A 20,944-nucleotide genomic window follows, 5' to 3' on the forward strand; every position below is an offset into this window, starting at 1 on the left:
CAGGGGTTCCTGGTTACTATTATAAGATGAACGCCCCCTTACCAAAAAGCTCGATGCATCGTATCCCGGCTGCTGTGAGCCACTCGGATATACCGCTAAGCCTGCCAATCGGCCGGTAAAAACGTTGGTTAATGATGATGAAGGGATTTGCGGCAGGTTTTCGGCCCTTATCGTGCTGATGGTTGCCGTAACCTCTCTCCTTTTCCTTACCCCAAATGGGATATAAACATTATCATCATCACTGGCATCAACCAGCGACCTGGTTAAAACCACATCACTTTTGCTCACTTCAAGTGCCGGTTTTAATATGGTTCCGTAACCTACAAATTTAAATACGAGTACATCACTGCTGGTTGCCTCTATGGTAAAAGTACCATCTGTACCGGTAGAAACCGCTTTATTGGTTTTATCTTCCTGAATGGAAATGGCTACCCCGGGCAGCGGTTTTTTATCCTGATCTACCACTTTTCCGCTTAGGGTTAACTTTTCATCAGGTTTTTGTCCATAAACACTCAGCATCCCTGCCATCATGAATAAGAGACATATTATATATTTTGATTTTATAAATTTCATTTTCGAAAATCTTTTAGCGTTATATGATTAAATCAACTATTCCCAACCCGGATTTTGGGTTAAAACCCCTTTGCTTTTATAAATTTCGGCTCTTGGGATTGGATAAAGATTTTGTGCCTCTGTCCAGCTTTTCTGGAAAGTTGGGCCAAGTACAATCGGCGTATAGGTAAAAGTTCCATTTGTATTTTTAACTACATTCATTCCTTTCATCGGAACAGCAATGGCCTGCGCACCAATTTTCCAACGCATAATATCATACCAACGGTGATCTTCGAACGACAGTTCGATGGCGCGTTCGTGCCTGATTGCCGTACGCATCTCATCCTGTGTCATATTGGCTTTTAAACCATAAAGATTATCTGCACCGGCCTGTATTCCGGCACGTTTACGGAGCGCAATTAACTGGGCATAAACAGAACCGTTAACATCACCCGGCCCCACGGCCTCATTCTGTGCTTCAGCATAGTTTAGCAGTATTTCGCCATAACGGAAATAGAGATAATTCAGTAAAGTTGTACTTCCGCCTACCGTTCTGTACACTTCAGGCCAGTATTTTTTGCAATAGTAACGTGTAGCGGTATAGGTAATGGTGGTGCTATAATCTTTACCGAACAATGTTTTGCCATCCGCATCGGTAGTAGTCCACATTTCTATTTTTCTACCCTGCCATGCTAAATCGTTATAAATAATGTTGTTATAAAAACGTGGTTCGCGGCCTTGATAAGGTTTTTGCGGATCGTAGCCCGAAGTAGGATCGGTAATGGCTTTACCATTGGCCATTTCGTACATATCTACGTGGTTTTGTGTAGGGTTCATTTGTCCCTGTGCACCACCAGAACCCGGTGACATCGAAAAATCCTGCATCATTTCTCCGGCCAGAGGGGTTGGTCCTTTAATCCTCATCATGATGTACTCCGGAGAAGAAGGTAAATTTAACAGATCACCATAAGTTGCCTGTAGCGCATATGTTTGTTTGGCCAAACCATCAGCGCCTTTCATTACTTCGGCAGCAGCATCGGCAGCAGCCTGCCATTTGGTTTTATCGTTATTTGGGTTGTTAAGCGGACTTGCAGCATACAATAAAACACGGGCTTTTAATGCAAGTGCAGCACCAAGCGTTGGACGTCCATAATTAGATGCTCCGTAATCGGCATCAGTACCTAATTTAGTAAGCGCCACCTCAATATCTTTTAAGATAAACTCTGTTACCTGTGCAAAAGAGCTCCTCGGTATGGTGTTCATATCATCGGTAACCGCATAAACTTTATCTACGATAGGTACGCCTCCAAATCTTTTGGTTAATTCGAAATACGATAATGCACGTAAAAAACGCATTTCGCCTTCTACCCGTTTAGGATCAAAAATTGGTACGGAGGCATTTGGGGCAGGTGGCACTTCGCCTATCCTGGCCAGCATTTTATTCTGAATGGCAATACCCGCATACATCAATTTCCAAACGCCGTAAATATCGTTTAACGATGGCCCATTTGAATGATCGTGATATAAACCCCGGTTTAACGACGTTACCGAACCTTCGGAGTTTCCGGATACCGCTTCATCAGAAGCCTGGGCGGTACAACCACGGTGATCGTTAAAACGCACATATTTGGTAATCACATAATTATAGGCATTATCGGCAAACCTTGCTGCCAATGCCGGATCGGCAAAAATATCATCCTCACTAATCGCAGCCCCTGGTGTACGTTCCAGATAATCCTTTTTACAAGAAACAGAGAATAGCGTTAATAAAAGAATTGCTGTAAATATTTTATAATTTTTCATTGTCTTAGAATTGAACGTTTAAACCAAAATTGTACACCTTCGAAGTAGGATAAATAGACTGTAATGGAAAAGCCGTATTGATGGTGTTTACGTTTTCAGGATCGGTATAAAACTTATACTTTGTCCAGGTATAAAGATTCTGTCCCTGTACAAAAACCCTCACATTGCTCAATTTCAAAGCAGTAGCCCACTCTTTTGGTAAATTCCACGCAAACTCTACGTTTCTTATTTTCAGGTAAGAAGAATTCTGTAACGTAAAATCGTTTAATGCATAATTTAATGATGCAGTTCCCCTTGCATGTATAACCGGCCATGTTGCTGTAGCAGCGGTTGCCGGTGTCCACGAGTCGAGCATAAAAGGATACATCTGCTGTCCGTTGTTCTGCTCGTTCAGGATAACATTCGAACTTACGTTGCCAACCCCCTGAAGCAGTACCGAAAGCGAAAACCCTTTATACAAAACACGGGGACTAAAGCTATAAACATATTCAGGTGTGTTGGTATGGCCAATTGCACGTTGATCCAAACTGGTAATAATGCCATCGCCATCTAAATCTTTAAACTTTAAATCTCCCGGGATCGGCGAATAACCCTGTAATTTTGGAGACGCTGCAATATCAGCTGCCGATTGGAAGAAACCATCGGTTACATATCCAAAAAACTGGCCAACACTGGTTCCTTTTCTTACCAGCGAAGGAGGTAAACCATCTGGTTCATCATTTTCCACGATCCTGTTTTTCGCATAACTCAACTGGGCATTTAAGCCAAGCGTTACACTTCCAACCTGTCTTTGATAATCGAGTTCAACCTCGTAACCTTTGTTGTACACAATCCCTCTGTTGAAATTCGGGTAAGTGTGGCCATAAAGAGCCGAACCGCTTAACGATGGTGTTAAGATATCCCTTCTGGTTTCGTCAAACAAATCAACAGTTACCCTTAGGTTATCTTTAAACAAACGGGCCTCGAAACCAATGTTACGTTTGGTACCGGTTTCCCAGGTTACAATCGGGTTTCCAAGATCATTACCCGTAGCACCAAAAAACTGCGGATCCCTGATCAGCACAGTTGGATAATTGGTAATTGAGTTCGGGTTTCCAAATGGGGCCGATTGTCCGCCCGCTGTAGTCGCATTAGTATAAGTAGAATAACTGGTTAAGAATAAGAAGCGGCTATCCGAAATCCTATCGTTACCAACCAAACCATAACTACCCCTTACTTTTAAATAAGAAAGGATATCGTTCTTTTTCCAGAAAGGTTCGTTGGTTAATGTCCATCCTGCAGATACCGCAGGGAAGAAACCATAACGTAATCCCTGGGCAAAGTTTTCAGAACCATTATAAGAAGCGTTGAATTCAGCAAAATAACGTTCATCGTAGTTATAAGTGGCACGACTGGCAATGCCCTGCGATGCTTTTGGCGGTGCGGTAAATGCTGTAGCCCCTGTTGATTTGATCAACTGGCGGGTTCCCAATAATAAAGCACCAACATTATGTTTTCCAAAACTGCGGTTATAATCGAAACCACTCTGGATATTCATGTTTGTGCTACCTTCGGTAACACCACCGTCCTGTACGGCACCTAAAGGTTCGTCGCGGTTACGTGTATCGGTTGATAGCGTTGCCTCACCGGTAGCAGGGTTATATACGTAAGCTGCCCAGTTTGCATTTCTTCTCTCGATGTTGTTGTAGTAAGAATCGTAACCAAAAACAGTTTTAAAACCTAAACCCTTGGTAATAAAATTCAGTTTATAATTTAAGTTGAAGGTACTTTCTATGGTATTGTTATCATCGTTACGTGTACCAAAACGGGTTAAAACCGCATAAGGGTTCCAGATATTGGTACCTACGTTCGGGTTAGCGGTGATCCTTCCATCGGGCAGGGTAACCGGATAGGCATAAGCCGGAACCTGCAGAATACGCGAAATCATACCTTCGATGGTATCATACGAGAATGCCGACGAAGACCTTAAGCCCGCTGGCTGGTAACGATTTGCAAAACGCCCACCCAGTTTAATACCAACGGTAAAATCTTTGTTCAGATTTAAATCGATGTTGGAACGGAAATTATAACGGTTATAATTTGGCACTGTATTAATGCCGTAAGGAGAATCGAACTTTTTGAAAATACCATCCTGGAACGCATAACCTGCCGAAACAAAATATTTGGCAATTTTTGTTCCGCCGCTTATGCTGATATTATGCTGGGTTTGCGAATAGTATTTTTTTGTCAGGTAATCAAACCACTGTACATCCGGATAACCGATCGGATCTGATTTATCCCTGAATTTCTGTATTTCGGCATCAGTAAAAAATGGTTGTTTATTGTCGTTCACATAAGATTGATTCAATAAAAGTGCACTTTCTAAAGCCGGAAGCCCAACGGCTAACCCCGTATAGGTTTGTAAGGCATAATTACCGGTATAGGTAACCTTTGGTGCACCAATTTTACCCTGTTTTGTAGTTACTACAATAATACCATTGGCACCGCGGATACCGTAAATAGCTGTTGCAGCAGCATCTTTCAATACGTTTACCGATTCTATCTCATTCGCATCCACATCCGAAAAACTCGGGCGCTCTACCCCATCTACCACTACAATTGCCGCATTGTTGGCACCATAGGTGGCCACACCCCTAACTTTTAGTTGTGCACCATCGGCACCAGGCTGACCACTGGTTTGAACCGCCAATAAACCCGGTAAACGGCCTATTAAACTGTTGGTTGGATTTGGTGTTGGCGATTTCATGATCTCTTCAGAATTGATCTGCGCAATGGCACCTGTTAAAGTAGATTTTTTCTGTGCGCCATAGCCCACTACAACCACCTCATCCAAACCCTGTGAGTTATCTTCGAGTAAAACTGTTAATGTGCTTTTGCCGTTTACAGCAACCTCTTTAGTAATATAACCTATATAACCAAAGGTTAGTGTAGCATTATCTGCCGCCTTAATCGAAAATTTCCCATCGTTATCTGTTACCGCGCCTACCGTGGTACCTTTTACCCTTACACTAACACCCGGCAAAGTAGTTCCTTTGCTATCTTTTACAGTACCGGTTACCGTACCCTGCGCAAAAGCAGTAATAGATGTACCGACCAGAAAAAGCAGGGTTAATATATAGCGCACTTTATGCCATTGAATTTTTTCAAATCCAACGCAGGTAAAGGTCCTCTTCAAATTGTAAAGTCTATCCATAATTGTTATAAAATATTAAATCTATTCGGTTAAAATTTAATGCTTAGTTAATATCAGGACAGGTAGATTTACATGGGTAAATCCAATAAGTCCATTCTAAATGTTGTATCATATGCCTTTCCTGAATCAGATTGGCGGGGTAGAAGAAAACAGAGGTTTGTTAGGGCCTACGCATCTTTGGGATTGTAAAAATTTGTCCTCGAAGCGTAATATTTTTGAGGTATAGTAAAGTTGTTACCTCCACCTAAACCTGATACTCCAGTTAAAGCCCTTTTAAAACTGAAGTAAATGTGGGATGATTTCATCATGTTTATTTGGTTAGTTTGTGTTCGCGGTAACGAATTTAGAAAAGCTAAAAAGATAAAACTGTTTTTAAATAGCTTAAAACGCGATAAAATCCATTGAAACTACATTTCAAACGTTTGAAATAATTGCGTTTTTTTTCTTATCTATGCATTGAGATTGGAAAAGATGACGAACAATACCCCTGTTACACTTAAGTTCTTGGCTGAAAAGTTAAAGATGTCAGTATCAACAGTATCAAAAGCCCTGAATAATTACCCTACCATTAACGAGTACACAAAGAAACGTGTACAGGAAATGGCACGCGATCTGCATTTTACGCCAAACAAATCGGCCATTAACCTGAAGGAAAAAAAATCCCGGATTATAGGTATCATTCTGCCCAATCTTTTAGACCACTTTTTTACGCGCAGCATCTACGGCGTAGAACAGTTTGCCACCCAAAATGGGTACAATGTGATCATCAGCCAATCACATGATGACCTTGAAAAAGAAATACAATCGGCCAATATGTTGTTAAGAAGCCGTGTGGATGGTTTAATTGTTGCCATTTCGAAACAAACACAGGATTTTGCACACCTCGATCAGTTCGAACAGATGGGGATTCCTGTAGTTTACTATACACGCAACCCGAGTTTTAATTTAAGCTGCCATAAGGTATTGGGCAACACTTTTCAGGGCTGTTACCAGGCTACTAAATTTTTGATCGACAGGGGACACAGAAAAATTGCCTATCTGGGCGGACCAAAAATGATCAATTTTACACACGACCGCTTCAACGGTTATATTAATGCTTTAAAAGATAACGAAGTGCCTTTTTCGGCAGAATTGGTGGCTTATACCGATTTTGATAAGGAAAATACGGTTTCGGCAATCAGTAACCTTTTTGCCAACCCCGATAATATGCCTACCGCTTTAGTGGCATTTAAAGAACCTATTTTATTTGATGCCATAAAATACCTGAGATCAATCAACCATCCCAACTTTAATGAGATAGAATGTATCGGTTTCGGCAATACTTCTTTTATCAGTTACCTCGATTCGCCACCAGTTGCATCAGTCGAGGAAAACCCTGAATCGGTTGGTGAAAATGCCATTAAGTTATTGCTTCAGTTAATCAACAAAGAAATCGATATACAGAATTACCAAAAGGTGATGGTTGATTGTAAGTTGATTGTGCATAGCGATAAGGGGTAAGCGTTTAGCGGCTGGCGTTCTACCTGCATAATCGTCACCCTGAATTTATTTCAGGGTCTTTCTGGCATAATAGACCCTGAAATAAATTCAGGGTGACGGATCCTTACATTAATACTTTAAAAAATAAATTAGTGATTAATTCAATGACATTGCACTGCCTTTAAACTGCCCCCTGTGTCTTTCATTATAAACAAACGCCGCAACAATCAATAAACCCGCAACACCTTCGAAAGCAACAACCACCTGTGTACCGAACAAATGTGCCAGATAGCCCATTAATAAACTACCAATCGGTAATACCCCTTGATAAGCCATAATATAATAACTCAAAGTCCTGCCCCTCATTAAATCATCAGCATGGGTTTGCAGATAAGTATTGATGGATGAAGTTTGTGCCATCAAACCTAAAGCAGCCAGTCCGGTACAGATTAATGCTAGTATTAACGAAGGGGATACTGCCAGCGCTACTACAGACACAGCCAACAAAATACCCGACAGCATCACAATTTTCTGCATGTTCTGGTTTGCTTTTAAAGTAGCCATATAAATAGCTCCGAAAAATGCCCCAAATCCTGCTGCACTTTCAAACCAGCCAAAGGTTGTGGCATTTCCATTAAATATATCTTTTGCAAAAACCGGCAGCAACGTAGTAAAAGGGATAACCAGTAAACTCGAAGCAGCCATCATCAATACCATTGAAGCCAGATCAGGCGATGATTTTAAATATTCATATCCTTTTTTAAGGTCCATCCATATATTTTCCGTTGATTTTTTATGCTCGGTAAGCTTAAGTTTCATCATTACCATGCAGCCCAGCACCGCAATAAAGCTCACAAAATTGATCAGGAAACAGATATCCTCGCCCAAAGTACTCAGAATAACTCCTGCCAGCGCAGGTCCGATCAGCCTCGCGGCATTAAACATGGAGGAGTTAAGTGCAATCGCATTTGGTAAATCTTCTTTATCATCAATTAAATTTACCATTAACGATTGTCTCGCCGTTACGTCAAAGGCATTTACCAATCCCTGTACCAGCGATAACGCCGCAATCCAGAACATATCGTAAACTTTAAACCAGATCATCAAAGCCAAAGCGCCTGCCTGAAGCATCAGTATTACCTGCGTAATCACAAGAATTTTATACTTGTTGTGCCTGTCTACATAACTCCCGGCATAAGGCGCAAGCACCAACGATGGGATTAAACTTAAAAAAGTAATCAAACCCAGCAAAAATGCCGATCCCGTTAAACGGTATACCAACCAGCTGATGGCTACACGCTGCATCCATGTACCAATTAATGAAATAGCCTGACCTGTAAAAAATAACCTGTAATTATAATGCTTTAGCGAACGAAAAACACTCATGTTTAAAATAGTAAAGTAACTTTACAAAAGTAATAATTTTAAATCTAACCATAAAGCCAAAAACGCCTACTTTTATCACTTCAAAATCACAAATAACAGATTTAAGAAAAGAACAGTAAAAAACTAATAAAAATAAAAGCTTATATTTGTAAAGTTTATTTACCATTAATATGCCTACTCAAACACAAGAGATTGCAGCGAAGTTAAGAAGCACGGTTACCCGTTTAACCCGTCAGTTACGCCGGCAGAACGTAAGTTCGGAGTTCAGCAATGCCGAACTGCTAACCATGTCGCTGCTCGAAACGCACGGTAAATTATTATCTACCGAACTGGCCGACATGGAAAGGGTATCTAAACAGGCCATTTCGCAGATCATAAACCGTTTACACGATGCAAAATGTGTAGAACGTTTTCCGAGCGCGGAAGATAAACGCAAAGTATTTATCAGCTTAACCAAATTGGGCGAAAAACACATCATAGCCAGCCGGAAAATCAAAGAAGAATGGCTGGCGCAAACGCTCGAAAAAACATTCTCATCCGAAGAAATCAACCTCATCCAGGCTTTTCTTCCCCTCTTATCGCGCCTGGTAGAACACAATGGGGTAAAGGTATAAACCTACTTTTTCTTTAGCCAAATAAGCCTTATCTTGCAGACAGAAAATGGCACTATATTTTACATCAATAAATTCGGGGAGTAACGGCAATTGTTACTATGTGGGGAACGATAACGAAGCCGTTTTGGTTGATGTTGGCTTAACCTGCAAGGAAGTAGAAAAACGCATGGCCCGTTTAGGCCTATCGGTAAGCAAGATTAAAGCAATTTTTATTTCGCACGAGCACAGCGACCATATTAAAGGATTAACTGTTTTTGCAAAAAAACACAAACTTCCGGTGTACATCAGTACGCCAACACTAAAAAGTGGCAGATTGTTACTGGATGCAAACAACACTTTTAATTTAAGTCATTTGCAGCACATCCAGATTGGCAATTTAAAAATTTCTGCATTTTCCAAATTTCATGATGCGGCAGATCCCTATAGTTTTACCATTGAATGCAATGATATAAGGGTTGGCGTTTTTACCGATATCGGTGCTGTATGCGATCGTTTGATCACACACTTTAAAAATTGCCATGCTGCCTTTTTAGAAGCCAATTACGACACCGATATGTTGCAGAACGGCCGTTATCCTTATTTTCTAAAAAAGAGGATCATGGGCGGTCACGGGCACTTAAGCAATGCACAGGCGCTTGAGCTTTTTATCAACCATAAGCCCGAATACATGAGCCATTTATTGCTCAGTCATTTATCTAAAGACAATAACGATCCGGAACTGGTTGAAAACTTATTTAAAAACGTTGCAGGTGATACTTTTGTAAAAGTAGCTTCGAGATACGAAGAAACTGAGGTTTATTACGTATGCGGAAGTCAAAATAACGAAATACCCTACTCTTTCGACCCCAATCTTTACCAGCCCGAGCAACTAAATTTATTTTAACATCCCAAAGTCAAAAACAAGCTGCAATTTTGTTACAAAACTGCTCATTTTACCTGTTCCGGCTTATTTACCTTAACAATAGCTTCAGAAAACGTTAAAAAGCTCAAATAATTTAATTTTTCCAAAAACATTTTATTGAAAGTGGAGTTTTATATATACTTCATAAATAGTTTGTTTGGTTTATTTGGGGCTTATGGATTTAAGCCCCTTTCTTTTGCCCGAAAATTCCCGTTACTCAATCTCGAATTGACGGATAAAGTCAATACAATAAGATAGATACTGACCACGAAGTATTTGAGAACTCTAGTGCGATTATTAATATTAGCTTAAAAGGTCTGCTGTAGATATTCTTAATTTGTAATCGTCACCCTGAATTTATTTCAGGGTCAATCCAGCGTGACGATCGCATTTGTAAAATTGAATAAAACTGATAAAAGCACACATATATTATTGAACTAAGGCCACTATAATCTATCATAAAAAAAGGCAAAATGGTTATTCACCACTTTACCTTTTTAATCATTTGAAGAAAGATTATACCATCATCACGCCCACATTCCCCATCTCACATCTTCCATTTTACATCCTTTACAGGTTTTTAACGATCGCCTCGTCTGTAGGTTTTGTTTTAGAACGGAAACGATGTACCAACTCTCCTTTTTCGTTGATCAGGAATTTCTCGAAGTTCCATTTAATATCACCCTGCTCCTCTGTATTGGTTTGAGAAGTTAAATATTTAAACAATGGACTGATATCGTCGCCTTTTACGCTGCTTTTCTCAGCCAGTAAAAACGAAACATTATACTTTCCGGTACAGAATTCTTTAATCTCTGCATTGGTAGAAAACTCCTGACCGCCAAAGTTACCTGCAGGGAAACCGATCAATACCACTTTCTTACCATATTCCTTCTGAAGTTTCTCTAAATCTTCGTACTGGGGTGTAAAACCACATTTAGAAGCCGTGTTAACAATTAGGATTTTTTTGCCTTTAAATTTAGATAACTTGATTTCTTTACCATCAATGGTTTTAAAGCTGAAATCGTAAACATTTTTTGGCGGCGACACCAATAAGTTTAATAGGATTAAAATTGTGCTGATCATCGTTGTTTTTATTTTTATATACGAATATAGGCACAAATAGGTTGCCTTGATGTAATGTGGCTGTAAATTATATGCGACCTATAAGGTTTCGGAAACCTTATAGGTCTGGGCGCAACATTAAAACCTGATTAAAATCAGTCTATAAATCAACATATTTCATCAACTTTTAATAAAAAATTTGTATAAAATTCCTCCCATGTTTGGATTTATGCTTTAATTATAGCTTTATTTGCACAAAAACGTATTTCATGGCAAAAAATTTATTAATCGTCGAGTCACCTGCAAAAGCTAAAACCATTGAAGGATACCTGGGAAAAGATTTCCTGGTGAAATCCAGCTATGGCCATATCCGGGATTTAGTGAAAGGCGACATGGCAATTGATATCAACAATAATTTTGCCCAGACCTACGAAGTACCGGCCGACAAGAAAAACGTTGTTGCCGAACTGAAAAAACTTGCTAAGGATGCCGAAATGGTATGGCTAGCATCCGATGAGGACCGCGAGGGAGAAGCCATCTCGTGGCACTTATTCGAAACTTTAGGCCTTAAAGTAGAAAAAACAAAACGTATTGTTTTCCACGAGATTACCAAACCAGCTATTTTAAAAGCAATTGATAGTCCACGTGGAATTGATTACAACCTCGTAAACGCGCAACAGGCACGCCGCGTACTCGATAGGCTGGTAGGTTTCGAGCTTTCTCCTGTTTTATGGAAAAAAGTAAAACCATCGCTTTCTGCTGGCCGTGTACAATCTGTTGCAGTACGGTTAATCGTAGATAGAGAACGCGAAGTTTTAAATTTCAATGCAGCTGCAGCTTATAAAATTACCGCACAATTCTCAACCGGTAAAGGAAAAGAAATTGTAAAAGCAGAATTGCCCCAACGTTTCGAAAGCGAAGCCGATGCCGAAAAATATCTTCAGGACTGTGTAAATGCAAAATTCGACATTACCAGTTTAGAAACCCGTCCGGCAAAACGCAACCCTGCAGCTCCTTTTACCACCTCTACCCTGCAGCAGGAAGCTTCGAGAAAACTGGGCTTTTCGGTAGCCAGAACCATGCAGGTTGCCCAAAGATTATACGAAGCAGGTAAGATCACTTACATGAGGACCGATTCTGTAAACTTATCTGAAACGGCGATAAATGCTGCTGCAGCTGAAATAAAATCAGCTTATGGCGATAAATACCACCAGCCAAGGGTTTATAAAACCAAATCGGCCGGCGCACAAGAGGCTCACGAAGCCATCCGTCCTACTTATTTCAATAGGCATACGGTAGATGGCGATATTTCGGAGAAACGTTTATACGATCTGATCTGGAAACGTTCTATCGCATCGCAGATGAGTGAAGCCCTGTTCGAAAAAACAACGGCACAGATTACCGCTTCAACCCGTAAAGAGCATTTGGTTGCCGAGGGAGAAGTTTTAAAGTTTGATGGTTTCTTAAAAGTTTATCTCGAATCGACCGATGATGAGGAAAACGAAGAAAAAGAAGGCGGCGCAATTTTACCTCCTTTAGCTAAAGGACAAGAATTATTTTTAAAAGAAATGCAGGCAACCGAACGTTATTCACGTCCGCCGGCAAGATATACAGAGGCCAGTTTGGTTAAGAAATTAGAAGAACTGGGCATTGGCCGTCCGTCTACTTATGCACCAACCATTTCTACGGTACAAAACCGTGGTTATGTGGTTAAAGAAGATAGAGATGGTAAACAGCGCAAATTTACTTCTATCGTTTTAGCAGACGGACAGGTTAAAAAGGAAATAAAATCGGAGATCACCGGTGCCGAGAAATCAAAACTCTTCCCTACTGATATTGGTGAGGTGGTAAACGATTTCCTTGTTGAGCATTTTAAAGGGATTGTAGATTTTAACTTTACGGCCAAAGTAGAAAAAGAATTCGACGAAATTGCACAGGGCTTACAGGAGTGGACCAAAATGCTGCACTCGTTTTATAACCCTTTCCACAGTGAAGTAGAAACCACTTTAGAAACCGCTGAACGCGCTACTGGCGAACGTTTATTGGGCTTAGATCCGGCTACAGGTAAAAATGTATATACCAAGGTGGGTAAATTTGGTCCTTTGGTGCAGATCGGAGAACTTGATGAAGAAGAAAAGCCACGTTATGCCAGCTTAATGCGTAATCAGTCGGTAGCCACCATTACTTTGGATGATGCATTGGAACTGTTCAAGCTTCCTTTGCAGCTACCTGATTTTGAAGGCAAAGAAGTGGTAATCGGTGTTGGCCGTTTCGGACCTTATGTAAAATGGGGCGAAAGCTTTATCTCACTTCCTAAAAACGAAGAGCCTTTATCGGTTACTTACGATAGGGCTGTTGAAATTATCCGTCAGAAAATGGATGATGATGCACCTATCGCTTACTACGAAGGTTTAGGCGTTACAAAAGGCAAAGGCCGCTTTGGTCCGTTTATTAAATGGAACGATCTTTTTATCAATATCCCTGCAAAAGGTTACGATTTTGACAACCTTACACAGGAAAACATTGAAACTTTGATTAGCAAAAAAGTTGAAAAAGAGGCTAACAGATACATTAAAACCTGGGATGCAGAGAAAATTTCGATCGAAAATGGCCGTTGGGGACCGTTTATCCGTTTTGGCAAATTAATGCTTAAACTGAGGAACAACGAAGCCACGAAACAGAAATATACGGCTGAAGAGTTAGTTGATATTGATTTGGAAGTGGTAAAGAAAATGATTGTGGAGCAGGTACCAAATGCTTTCGAAACGAAGAAAAAAGCACCGGCAAAGAAAAAAGCAGCTCCGGCTAAAAAAGCTGTAGCAAAGAAGAAATAGGATCAGGATTAAAGGATTTTTGGATGATAGGATAAGTAATGCCATCATTCAAAATTCTTTAATTTGCATTATACAATTATTGGAATGGTAGGATTATAAGGTAAAGCTATCATTCAAAATTCAATAATTCAACATTTAATTAAACAGTTAACCGAATTGAAGTCAGATTTACCAGAAAATACAGTTGAAGATATTGCGATGGCCGTGGTATTGATGGGCGAAACACCGGAAGTAAAAAGCTGGACCGTTTATCTTGTTAACCTCAAAAACGAGCCGATTACCAATGTACTGATCAGCTCTAAAGGTTATGGAGAAAAAGATGGCAAACAGGTAAAAACTTCTGTTCTGCGTCATTTTGTGGGCGATATGGAAGCTAATTCATTTGCCGGCGTAGAAGCCATTGACCCGGAGGTTTTTGGTTTAACCAACGAGTACTGGCTAAGCTACTATATTGGCAGTACCATTTACGACAAAAAATTCATCTTTTTACCCGAAAGTATCATCGATTCTAACCTGATCAAAATTCCATTGGTAAACAGACCTGGTGTGATGATAAAATAGTCCGAAGTCTTGAGTCCTAAGTCCGGAGTCAAGTTTATGTATGAAAAATTTTCAACCTCAGTTCGAAAGATTTATCCATAAGGACTAGTTTTTATACTCCTTAACCAATGCGACCGTCATGCTGAATTCATTTCAGCATCCTTTTAGCATGAAAGACCCTGAAATAAATTCAGGGTGACGGCATGAGATAAAAATATTTGCAGGTGACTTTTTAAATCACATTAATTATTAAACTCAGTTTAATACGCTCGCTATTTCTGCATCCAAAACTGAAAACTCCCAACTGACCTAAGGCACCTTAACAGCCTGTCTTCCAAGTAATTTCCAGTCTGTTTTTTCCTTACTCCAGATTAAAAGGATATACAGTTTTACATTTCCCGGAACATTTTTATCATTTGTTTTTGCGTTTAAGGTATGGCGTACCAGAGCTGTTTTATTTTGGATAACAACAGTTTGATCGGTTAAATTGATATCAACAAAATCCGATTCACCTGAAAGTAATGAATGTAAAAACTCTTTTTTCGTTTGGATCTTACCGCTCGAATGGCCGTAGCTTAAATTGTTTAGCACTATTTTATCAAGTGCAAGGCTATCAGGCGTAACCATCAGCTTGGTGAGTCTATTTACGGCGTCTTCTAATTCTGCCTGCTGTGCGAAGCAAAAATGTGTCGAAATTAATAGGCACGAAAAAATCAAGAGTTTCTTTATCATATCTGGTTATGTAGGATTAATGATGTAAACTTATCCAAAAGCACTCAAATGAGCAACAATTCTGTTTTAATTTTCAACATTATTTCTTTTAACGTCGATTTTAGTTAATTTTCTTAAGGAATACAGGATTTTTGCTCAGAACGGATAAATTACGGCATAGCAATTGCTCCAAACGCAAGATTATATTCTCATTTATCTTAACGAATTTCATCCATGGAACAACCATCTACCTACAAATCATCCTCCAAAAAGAAATTTATTTTTATCGGTTTGCTTGCCGTTTCTATAGCGGCAATTGTATTTATTTACTTCAACCGAAAAAAGAAAAACCACGAGGAAAACCAGGCTTATGCTAAATACATAGAAGCTTATACCTCCGGAACCATTTCGAAAAAGAGTTTTATCCGAGTGCACCTGACCAATGCCGCCACAGGCATGCAGGATTTGGGCAAGGCCGATTCGCGCGAGCTTTTCGACTTCTCGCCTTCCATTTCGGGAAAAACTTATTGGATTGATCCACAAACGATAGAATTCAGGCCAGATGAGAACCTAAAACCGGGCAAAAATTACGAAGCTACATTTAAGCTGTCGCAGGTTTCAGCAACCGAGAAAGGTCTCGAAGATTTCGATTTTGAATTTAAAGTAATCACTCCGGGCATCATGCTCACGCAAAATGGTTTGGTTTCGCAGAACAATACCTCGCTCGATTATATGAAACTTGGTGGCGAGGTTGCAACGGCCGATGTGGAAGAAACCGCTAAAATAGAAAAAACGCTTTCATTGGATTTTGATCAGAAATTAAAGATTAAGTGGCAGCACGATCCGGCGAAAAACATTTCTAAATTCACTATCGATAGTATCAAAAAAACTGGTAACGACCAAAACCTGAAAATAAAATGGGATGGTGATGCGATTGATGCTGATCAAAAAGGTGAGGTAGAAGTGCGCGTTCCATCGATCAATAAATTCGAAGTGCTCGATATGAAAGCCATCCAGGGTGAAGAAGATTATGCCCTAGTGCAATTTTCGGAACCGATTGGTGTAGGCCAAGATTTAACCGGAATGATTACACTTGGAAATTTAAGTGATGTAAGGTATACCATCGATGCCAGTCAGGTAAAAGTTTATGCACCCGAGGAGCTAAAGGGCGATTATACCTTAAGCGTAAATGCCGGTGTAGAGAATATCAATGCCAAAACATTAACCAGCGGAAAAGTGGCCAATCTTGTTTTTGAAGACAAGATCCCTTCGGTTACCATCGCCGGTAATGGTACCATTTTGCCGAATTCAGGAAAACTGGTTTTGCCTTTCGAGGCCATTAACTTAAAAGCAGTTGATGTAACTGTAATCAAAATCTACGAAAACAATATCCCGCAATTTTTTCAGACAAACAGCTATAAAGACGGAAATGAACTGCGCCGGGTGGCGAAACCGATCCTACAGAAAACTGTCCGCCTGGACGAAGATAAAGCATTAAATCTCCATAAAAAGAACCGTTTTACGCTCGATCTGGATAAAATGATCCGCACCGAACCTGGCGCTATGTACCGCGTTACCATTGCATTCAGACAAGAATATAATGCCTACAATTGTAAAGCTGGCGCAGGTGAGGAAAAAGCAGACGGCAGCGACGAAGAAAGTGAGTATGGAGATTACGAAGGTTATGGTGAAAAAATTGACGAGGATGATGATTTCTGGCAACGCTACAACAATTATTATCCGTCGAATTATAAATGGAATGATAAAAATAACCCATGCACGCCATCATTTTATACAAACGAGCGCTGGGCCAGCAGAAACTTAATTGCTTCGAATATTGGCCTGGTAGCCAAACGTGGAAATGATAATTCGATGCTGATTGTTGCAACCGACCTGCTTACCGCAAAACCATTAAGTGGTGTAAACCTTGAATTGATGGATTACCAGAAACAGATCATTTTCACGACCAAAACCGATGGTGATGGTTTTGCAAAATTCGATCTGAAACGCCAGCCTTTCTTATTAATTGCGAAAAATGGTTCAGAACGTGGTTACCTCAAACTAGATGATGGGGGTTCGCTTCCGTTGAGCCGTTTCGATGTTGGTGGCGATGTGGTACAAAGTGGTTTAAAAGGTTTTATTTATGGCGAACGTGGCGTTTGGCGTCCGGGCGATAGTTTATTTGTTTCTTTCGTTCTGGAAGATAAACTCAAAAAATTGCCTGCCAATTATCCGGTAACCATGGAGTTTTACAATCCAAAAGGCCAGCTTTATAAACGGTTGATCAATGGTAAACCGACAAATGGATTTTACGCATTTAAAACCGCAACCGAGAGCACTTCCCCTACCGGTAACTGGATGGCAAAAGTTAAAGCCGGTGGCGCTACTTTTACCAAAACGTTAAAAATTGAAACGGTAATGCCAAACCGTTTGAAAATTGATTTAAATATCGGCAACAGACCATATTTAAGCTCGGGTACTTCTGCCGCTACCCTATCGGCCAAATGGCTGTTCGGTGCGGTGGCGCAAAATTTAAAAGCAAAGGTTGATGTAAACTTAAATACCACCGAAACCAAGTTTAAAGGTTTTGAAGGTTTCAGTTTCGATAACCCTACCGTTAACTTCGAGTCGCAGGTAAAAACCATTTTTGAGGGTACCTTAAACCAGAATGGTACGGCACAGATCAATACCAATTTAAATGAAAACAACACCGCACCTGGTGTATTGAGGGCCAATTTTACCACAAAAGTTTTCGAACCGGGAGGTAATTTCAGCATTGATAATTTTAGTATCCCTTACCACGTTTACAGTAGTTATCTGGGTATCCGCCCCGAAAAAGGCGACCGTTTAAGTGGCATGCTGGTTACCGGAAAGGAACATAAAATCGAGATTGTTAATGTAAATACAGATGGAAAACTGTTAAGCGGAACTAAAACCGTTACGGTAGAATTATATAAAACACAATGGCGCTGGTGGTGGGAACAGGATGACCAGTATACTTATGCCAATTTTACCCAAAACCAGTACAATAAACTGGTAGAAAGCCATCAGGTAAACTTATTTAATGGAAAAGGGAGCTGGAATTTACGTGTAGATGAGCCGGAATGGGGCCGTTATCTAATTTTGGTTCGTGATGTAAACGGCGGCCATGTGACCGGAAAATCAGTTTATGTAGATTGGCCGGGCTGGGCACAGCGCGAACAGGGAAGCAACCCTACCGAAGCTTCAATGCTTTCGTTTACAGCCAACAAGGAGAAATTTACCGTTGGTGAAGATATTACCTTAACCATCCCGACGGGCAAAAACGGCAGGGCACTGATTTCCATCGAAAACGGAAGCCGCGTATTAAAAACCTTCTGGATTGATACCAAAGCCGGACAAACGCAATATTCGTTTAAGGCTGAAAAACAAATGGCACCGAATGTATTTGCCAACATCACCTTATTACAGCCCCATGCACAAACGGTTAACGATTTACCGATCAGGATGTACGGTGCCATTCCACTTTCGGTAGAAGATCCGCAAACGATCCTAAAACCGACCATTAAAATGGCCGACAAAATTAAACCTGAAACAGAAAATACCATTACGGTTGGCGAACAGCATGGTAAAGCCATGACTTATACCATTGCCCTTGTTGATGAAGGTTTACTGGATTTAACCCGTTTTAAAACACCTGATCCACATGGTGCATTTTATGCACGTGAAGGTTTGGGCGTTAAAACATGGGATTTATTCGACTATGTGTTGGGCGCCTGGGGCGGAAATCTGGAACGTATTTTAAGCATTGGTGGCGATGGTAGCATTAACAAAAATCTGAGCCCGGCAAAAGCGAACCGTTTTCAGGCTGTAGTTAAATTTATGGGACCGTTTACCATAGGCAAAGGAGAAAGTAAAACACACAAGTTTAAATTGCCACAGTACATTGGTGCCGTGAGGGCCATGGTAGTTGCCGGACAGGATGCTGCTTACGGTTTTGCAGAAAAATCTGTTCAGGTTAAAAAACCGTTAATGGTGCTCGCTACCCTGCCGAGGGTAATTGGTCCGGGCGAAAGTTTTACCCTTCCTGTTACGGTTTTTGCTACAGAAAACAACCTTAAAAATGTATCGGTACAGCTTCAGGCCAGCAATTTAATTGTTCAGGGTACAACCAAGCAACAGCTTTACTACAAACAAACGGGCGAACAGATGACCACTTTCGAGGTTAAAGCGCCTAATAATGTAGGTATTGCCAAAGTAAAGGTTATTGCACAGAGCGGGGCTGAAAAAACAGTTTACGATGTAGAGATGGATATCCGGAATCCAAATCCTTATGTAACCAATGTGGTTTCGGCAACGGTACAGCCACACACCAAATGGGCAGTAAATTATCTGCCAATAGGTATGTTGGGCACCAATTCAGGCTCGTTGGAGGTTTCTTCTATCCCAGCCATCAACCTTGGTAAAAGATTGAACTATCTGATCCAATATCCGCATGGTTGTATCGAACAAACTACCTCTGGTATTTTCCCTCAATTGTTCCTTGATCGTTTGAGTCCATTAAATGCGCAGCAAAAAGCCACAACGGAGAAAAACATCAAGGCCGGCATAAACAGGTTAAAAGGTTTCCAGACAACCGAAGGTGGTTTATCTTATTGGCCAGGTGAAGGCAGTGCAGATGAGTGGGGAAGTAATTATGCAGGTCATTTCCTGGTTGAAGCACAAAATGCAGGTTATACGCTGCCGGTAGGTCTATTAGATGAGCTTTTACGTTATCAAAAATCGAAAGCAACAAACTGGGTACCGAACAGCAATAATTTTTATGGCGGCGACCTTTCTCAGGCTTACCGTTTATATATGCTGGCCCTGGCCAAAAAACCGGAAATGGCAGCCATGAACCGTTTAAAGGCATTCGAATACCTTTCAGTTGCCGCAAAATGGCGTCTGGCAGCAGCTTACAAACTCGCAGGGCAAAATGATGTTGCCCAAAACATGATCAGGGGTTTGGATACGTCTATCCAGGCTTATAAACAATTGGGTGGCACTTATGGCTCGGATGTACGTGATGAAGCCATGATTTTGGAAACCTTAACCCTACTCGGTCAGAAGGCAAAAGCGGCCAGTTTATTACAGCCATTAGCCGCTAAACTTGGCGAAAACACCTGGTACAGCACACAAACTACGGCTTACAGTTTATTGGCGATAGCAAAATTCTGTGGAACCAGCCAATCGGCCAATAAATTACAATATCAATATGTACTGGATGGCAAAACTGCCCCGGTTAATTCTAATCAATACATTAATAGCACACCGATAACCTTTAAAGGCAATACCGCATCAGTTACCAATAATGGCAACAATGTATTGTTTGTGCGTCTGGTTTTAGAAGGACAGCCAATTGCTGGTCAGAACAATTTCTTACCTAACCGACCTGAAGTACTTGACATGAACGTGGTTTACAAACGTTTAAACGGTAAAGTTTTAGATCCAACCACTTTAAAACAGGGAACTGATTTTTATGCAGAGGTTACGGTAAAAAATCCGGGTCGGATGGGCTATTACGAACAAATGGCACTAACCCAGATTTTCCCTTCGGGCTGGGAAATTATCAATACCCGTGTTAACGATAACCAAAGTATATTGGCATCATCTCCTTTTACCTATCAGGATATCAGAGACGACCGTGTTTTCACTTATTTTAATGTAAGGGAAGGTGAAAGTCTGGTGTACAAAGTATTGCTTAATGCCTCTTACCTTGGCAAATATTACTTATCAGCCGTTCAATGCGAAGCGATGTATAACAATGATATTTCGGCTACACAGGCCGGTAAATGGGTACAGGTGGTTAAATAAATATTAATTTTTTAAACCTCGCAGGTTTTAAAAACCT

At 40.6% G+C, this 20,944-nt stretch carries 13 protein-coding genes; 6 read left to right on the forward strand and 7 right to left on the reverse strand.

Annotated features, from left to right (window positions below; translation table 11 throughout):
* From B2V92_RS18070 to B2V92_RS18085, 4 genes are all read right to left on the reverse strand, one after another.
* Nucleotides 1-573: carboxypeptidase-like regulatory domain-containing protein (locus B2V92_RS18070; RefSeq protein ID WP_293310788.1), on the reverse strand; the 573-nt coding region annotated here is incomplete at its 3' end.
* A 36-nt stretch (nucleotides 574-609) separates the two neighbouring features.
* A complete protein-coding gene (locus B2V92_RS18075; protein ID WP_293310790.1) occupies nucleotides 610-2,355 on the reverse strand; it encodes a RagB/SusD family nutrient uptake outer membrane protein in 1,746 nt (581 codons plus the stop codon).
* 4 nt (nucleotides 2,356-2,359) lie between these two features.
* On the reverse strand, nucleotides 2,360-5,479 hold the full coding sequence (locus B2V92_RS18080; protein ID WP_293310792.1) for a SusC/RagA family TonB-linked outer membrane protein: 3,120 nt from the start codon (nucleotides 5,477-5,479) through the stop codon (nucleotides 2,360-2,362).
* 236 nt (nucleotides 5,480-5,715) lie between these two features.
* Complete coding sequence (locus B2V92_RS18085) at nucleotides 5,716-5,856, reverse strand: hypothetical protein (RefSeq protein ID WP_293310794.1); 141 nt, start codon at nucleotides 5,854-5,856, stop codon at nucleotides 5,716-5,718.
* Between the two features lie 163 nt (nucleotides 5,857-6,019).
* Between B2V92_RS18085 and B2V92_RS18090 the strand changes: the two genes are divergently transcribed.
* Nucleotides 6,020-7,048: a LacI family DNA-binding transcriptional regulator gene (locus tag B2V92_RS18090; RefSeq protein WP_293310796.1), complete on the forward strand. Its 1,029-nt coding sequence runs from the start codon at nucleotides 6,020-6,022 to the stop codon at nucleotides 7,046-7,048.
* A 135-nt stretch (nucleotides 7,049-7,183) separates the two neighbouring features.
* Here the strand turns inward: B2V92_RS18090 and B2V92_RS18095 are convergent, their stop codons facing one another.
* The gene (locus B2V92_RS18095; RefSeq protein ID WP_293310798.1) at nucleotides 7,184-8,413 is read right to left on the reverse strand and encodes an MFS transporter; all 1,230 of its coding nucleotides are present in this window, start codon (nucleotides 8,411-8,413) and stop codon (nucleotides 7,184-7,186) included.
* A gap of 170 nt (nucleotides 8,414-8,583) precedes the next feature.
* Between B2V92_RS18095 and B2V92_RS18100 the strand changes: the two genes are divergently transcribed.
* Nucleotides 8,584-9,027, forward strand: coding sequence for a MarR family winged helix-turn-helix transcriptional regulator (locus B2V92_RS18100; protein ID WP_293310800.1), 444 nt, complete (start codon nucleotides 8,584-8,586; stop codon nucleotides 9,025-9,027).
* 46 nt (nucleotides 9,028-9,073) lie between these two features.
* On the forward strand, nucleotides 9,074-9,910 hold the full coding sequence (locus tag B2V92_RS18105; protein ID WP_293310802.1) for an MBL fold metallo-hydrolase: 837 nt from the start codon (nucleotides 9,074-9,076) through the stop codon (nucleotides 9,908-9,910).
* A gap of 588 nt (nucleotides 9,911-10,498) precedes the next feature.
* Here the strand turns inward: B2V92_RS18105 and B2V92_RS18110 are convergent.
* On the reverse strand, nucleotides 10,499-11,011 hold the full coding sequence (locus B2V92_RS18110) for a glutathione peroxidase (RefSeq protein WP_113947247.1): 513 nt from the start codon (nucleotides 11,009-11,011) through the stop codon (nucleotides 10,499-10,501).
* A 248-nt stretch (nucleotides 11,012-11,259) separates the two neighbouring features.
* Between B2V92_RS18110 and topA the strand changes: the two genes are divergently transcribed.
* Both topA and B2V92_RS18120 read left to right on the forward strand, forming a co-directional pair.
* A complete protein-coding gene (gene topA / locus B2V92_RS18115) occupies nucleotides 11,260-13,824 on the forward strand; it encodes a type I DNA topoisomerase (protein ID WP_293310810.1) in 2,565 nt (854 codons plus the stop codon).
* A gap of 156 nt (nucleotides 13,825-13,980) precedes the next feature.
* Nucleotides 13,981-14,385, forward strand: coding sequence for a hypothetical protein (locus B2V92_RS18120; RefSeq protein ID WP_138823786.1), 405 nt, complete (start codon nucleotides 13,981-13,983; stop codon nucleotides 14,383-14,385).
* A 288-nt stretch (nucleotides 14,386-14,673) separates the two neighbouring features.
* Here B2V92_RS18120 and B2V92_RS18125 read toward each other — a convergent pair whose 3' ends face one another.
* Complete coding sequence (locus B2V92_RS18125) at nucleotides 14,674-15,096, reverse strand: nuclear transport factor 2 family protein (protein ID WP_293310815.1); 423 nt, start codon at nucleotides 15,094-15,096, stop codon at nucleotides 14,674-14,676.
* Nucleotides 15,097-15,309: 213 nt separating this feature from the next.
* On the opposite strand from B2V92_RS18125, the gene B2V92_RS18130 reads away from it, so the two are divergent.
* Nucleotides 15,310-20,907, forward strand: coding sequence for an alpha-2-macroglobulin family protein (locus tag B2V92_RS18130; protein ID WP_293310817.1), 5,598 nt, complete (start codon nucleotides 15,310-15,312; stop codon nucleotides 20,905-20,907).
* Nucleotides 20,908-20,944 lie beyond the last annotated feature (37 nt).

It is taken from the genome of Pedobacter sp. UBA5917 (genome assembly GCF_002432345.1).
Classification (GTDB): domain Bacteria; phylum Bacteroidota; class Bacteroidia; order Sphingobacteriales; family Sphingobacteriaceae; genus Pedobacter.